Raw genomic sequence first — 3,725 nt, 5'->3', positions numbered from 1 at the left:
TTGCTTGATGGTTTCCTGTTGCCCGGGGTGTGTTGTGGCAACCAGGTAGGGAATATTGCTCAGTGTGTAAGCCGTATAACGGGAACGCATTAATGCTTCAGCTGTTGGGGCTGGCTTCCCTTGAATATAAGGCTTGCAACATTCGGTGAATGTTTTTCCACATCCTCACGTTTTTTTTCAGAAATTTACCGATATCCAAACTTGAGATACTGACGGTAAGTAGTTAACCAAATGAAATCATATATTTCAGACTAAGTGGGCAGTCACTCTGCGGCGTTGCAACTCCGGTCACATAGCTACGGCTATGCTCCCTACGTTGCGCCTTGCATAGTAACTGCCCACTTAGCCAGAAATATACGATTCCATTTGGCCAACTACTTAATCAGGACATCACCCCAAAGTTTACTGCCTGGTCAGATGCCTCTATGAAACCATTGATTTCCCGGTCAGTTACCTTCAGACTGCTTGCCAGATAACCTTAAGCAAGCAGATTATCCAGCCACTGTCTTATTAATCTACAAAATATTTTAATGGAGTAAACCGTGGATCTTTTCAACCAGTCCCAGAACACCAATCGACAAATCCTGCTGGCGTCCAGACCCTCTGGGGCACCAACGGCTGAAAACTTTAAGCTGGTCAGCAGTAGCAAACCTGAGCCGGCTGAGGGCGAAGTATTGTTGCGAACGGTCTATCTGTCTCTCGACCCTTATATGCGTGGACGGATGAATGATGCCAAGTCGTACGCCGATCCGGTGGCTATTAATGAGGTGATGGTTGGGGGCAGTGTTTGTCGCGTTGAGCTTTCCAGGAATGCCAATTTTGCAGTGGGTGACTGGGTGGTGGCTGGTGGTGGCTGGCAGGATTTCAGCGTGTCCAATGGCGCTGACCTGGTCAAAATTGACAGTACGCTGGTCAAGCCTTCGTATGGCCTGGGCGTGCTGGGTATGCCGGGGCTGACAGCCTATATGGGCTTACTGGATATTGGCCAGCCTGAGGCAGGTGAAACCGTAGTGGTGGCAGCTGCCACAGGTGCTGTGGGCAGCCTTGTCGGTCAGATTGCCAAAATAAAAGGATGTAAGGTGGTCGGTATTGCTGGTGGCGCTGAAAAGTGTGACTATGCAGTTAAGATATTGGGCTTTGACGCTTGTCTTGATCATTATTCAGAAGATTTACCAACACAGCTGGCCAATGCCTGTGCAGACGGTATTGATGTTTATTTTGAGAATGTCGGTGGGCGTGTCTTTGATGCTGTTATGCCGTTGCTTAATCCTTCCGCCCGAGTTCCCTTATGTGGCCTGATTTCCCAATACAATGCCACTGCCTTACCGGAGGGGCCGGACCGGATGTCTGCACTGATGGGTACGCTGTTAGTCAAGCGTGTTAAAATGCAGGGTTTCATTGTATTTGACGACTATGGCCACCGGTATCCCGAGTTTTTCACTGCTATGCAACAGTGGCTGTCTCAGGGACAAATCCATTACAAAGAGCATCTGGTGGACGGCCTGGAAAACTCGGTTGAAGCTTTTATTGGTCTTCTTGAAGGCAAGAACTTTGGCAAACTTGTAGTTCGTGTCGGTCCCGATAACCTGGCTTAACAGGGGTTTTCCATGATTACTGTACATCACTTGAATGCATCCCGTTCGACCCGTGTGATCTGGCTTTTGGAAGAACTGCAAATGCCATATCAGTTAGTGCATTATCAACGGGATGAGAGTACCCGTTTAGCGCCTGCCAGCCTTGGAAAAATTCACCCCCTCAATAAAGCTCCGGTGATTGAGGACGGTGACGTGGTGATGTGTGAGTCCGGTGCCGTAATGGAGTACATCCTCGATCAGGACGCCGAAAAGAGACTGCGCCCGGACGCTGGCACACCCGGCTATTACCGCTACCTGGAGTGGCTGCATTTTGCCGAAGGTTCTCTGAGCCTGCCTCTGATTGCCAATCTGCTACTGCAGATGGAGCAAAGAGACGGTACCCAACCGCTGGACGGTTACCTTGCTAAAGAACTTGCCCTGGATTTTTCGTATATCGAATCCACCCTGGCGGATTCACCCTATTTCGCGGGCGATACCTTTAGTGCAGCGGATATTATGATGACCTTTATGCTTGAGATTGCCCAATCTCAAGGCGTGCTGGAAGGACGTACTAATACTCTGGCTTACCTTGAGCGCATTCATCAGCGAAGTGCTTATCAAAAAGCCAGGAGCTTTGGATAACTATTAAGTGTCATTGAGCTGTTCAGGCAGGGTTTGCTGAACCCAAAACCTGAACAGCTCTCCAGGAGCCTGTCCGAGAATAGCGCCCGTCTAGGCGACCCCGTAGCGAGGATGGCAGAAAATTGAGGATAAAAATTTCGTTTTGTGAGGTGAATAGCGGGGCTATTTGCCGAACAAAACGGAATTTTTAGACCAATTTGCTGCCACCGCAGTAGGGCAATCTATTCTCGGACAGGCTCCTAGCGATGTTTAAATAGCCTTCTCTGTAGTGTAAGTGGAGACGGTCTTCAGCGATGGTTGATCTGAGTTCACTCTGCGAACACGCTTTCTTGCCAGCCATTCCTCTTTCCAGGTTTCCATGCCAAGGTAGCCGTTATCTAAATCCTTCTCCACGGCATATAAGTCTTTCAGGTCAGCCACCTGTTCGGCCTGCTCCTGTAGAAACTCATTAAACCGGGCCACGATCCCGGGGTACTTGATGGTGGATAAATGATACGTGCCCCGGGTATGAGGCAAGCCCGGATCGAACACCAGGGCATCAAACAGCTGTTCGACCGGCATGGGACGATATTCGATACGAATCCCTGAATGCTGTTGAAATTGATCAAACAGGTCGCGTGCATAGCCGGTATATTCGCCTGCCTTTGAGGTGGTGTAATGGGGATAAAAGGCGGTATCTTCGACACCAATAATCAGGGCTTCAGGGGGCTTATGCTGTTCACTTCTATTGACTTGATCAGCCTGACTACTAAACGCGGTGATGAGCAGACAGAAATAACCCACGTCCTACCCCGCTGAGATTTGATCGTGGATCATAAAGCCTCTGATTACATGGAGGCTCCGATGACCACCCCAGAAACCACTTAAGAACAATGGCTGCAACGGATCGAAGCCTGGCACGACTCCGGGCTTAGCCAAAAAGTCTGGTGCCGACAAAACGGCGTCAGACCATCACAGCCTGGTTATTGGAAAAAGAAGCTGTGGGCCGGGAGCGCGCCTGCTTCATCATCAAATACCCGTACAGCCTTCGTACCTGTGTCACTGGCTCAGCGTCAGGATCAAACTGGCCAGGCACCCTCAGTCTTAACAGTCTCACTGCCTAATCCTTTTGACGGCCATCTCTATGCCTTCACTAATCGCCACCGCAATAAAATCAAATGCCTGTTCGAAGGGTTCAGCGGTTACCTGCAAACTGACGGCTATGCCAGTTACAGTGCCGAAACGGTTGAGAAACTGGAGCAGCTTCTACCCTGGGCAGTGAAGGCATCTCAAGAATAAGCCGATCCGGCGGGGTTGGCTATTACGCTGGTTAAATTAGCGTTTACGTTCTATTGTTGTCATCCCCAGACGATTCTCCAACTGGAAACAGGTAATCCCCGAAGAAAGCATGCAGTCACCTTCCTCCTCAGTAACCGCAGACACGGCATCCCCGTTAACATCCACTAAAGCCGGAAGGCACCAGCCAGCAAACAGCCGAAAACAAGAAAGAAAGCGATCCATGTCAGGTCT

General features: G+C 49.9%; 6 protein-coding genes. 3 read left to right on the top strand and 3 right to left on the bottom strand.

Annotated features, from left to right (window positions below; all coding sequences use genetic code 11):
* On the bottom strand, window positions 1–126 hold a 126-nt coding region (locus CX664_RS25980), incomplete at its 3' end, for a YchJ family metal-binding protein (protein WP_276328517.1).
* Between the two features lie 416 nt (window positions 127–542).
* Here CX664_RS25980 and CX664_RS23265 point away from each other — a divergent pair.
* Together CX664_RS23265 and CX664_RS23260 are read left to right on the top strand one after the other, a co-directional pair.
* Window positions 543–1,595 (top strand): NADP-dependent oxidoreductase, encoded by a 1,053-nt coding sequence (locus CX664_RS23265; RefSeq protein WP_101749031.1) that lies wholly within the window; start codon window positions 543–545, stop codon window positions 1,593–1,595.
* A 12-nt stretch (window positions 1,596–1,607) separates the two neighbouring features.
* Window positions 1,608–2,216 (top strand): glutathione S-transferase family protein, encoded by a 609-nt coding sequence (locus CX664_RS23260; protein WP_101749030.1) that lies wholly within the window; start codon window positions 1,608–1,610, stop codon window positions 2,214–2,216.
* A 249-nt stretch (window positions 2,217–2,465) separates the two neighbouring features.
* Here the strand turns inward: CX664_RS23260 and CX664_RS23255 are convergent, their stop codons facing one another.
* Entirely contained in the window at window positions 2,466–2,999 is a 534-nt protein-coding gene (locus tag CX664_RS23255) for a type 2 periplasmic-binding domain-containing protein (protein WP_101749029.1), read from the bottom strand.
* Window positions 3,000–3,092: 93 nt separating this feature from the next.
* Between CX664_RS23255 and tnpA the strand changes: the two genes are divergently transcribed.
* Window positions 3,093–3,494, top strand: coding sequence for an IS66 family insertion sequence element accessory protein TnpA (gene tnpA, locus CX664_RS28365; RefSeq protein WP_420810391.1), 402 nt, complete (start codon window positions 3,093–3,095; stop codon window positions 3,492–3,494).
* Between the two features lie 36 nt (window positions 3,495–3,530).
* On the opposite strand, the gene CX664_RS27280 is transcribed toward tnpA, so the two are convergent.
* Window positions 3,531–3,725 (bottom strand): hypothetical protein (locus tag CX664_RS27280; RefSeq protein ID WP_219622280.1); only part of this gene is annotated, 195 nt, incomplete at its 5' end.

This window comes from Endozoicomonas acroporae (genome assembly GCF_002864045.1).
Lineage (GTDB): Bacteria > Pseudomonadota > Gammaproteobacteria > Pseudomonadales > Endozoicomonadaceae > Endozoicomonas > Endozoicomonas acroporae.
The sequence above is the reverse complement of the archived record's forward strand: the minus strand, read 5'-3'. Positions and strand labels throughout refer to the sequence as shown.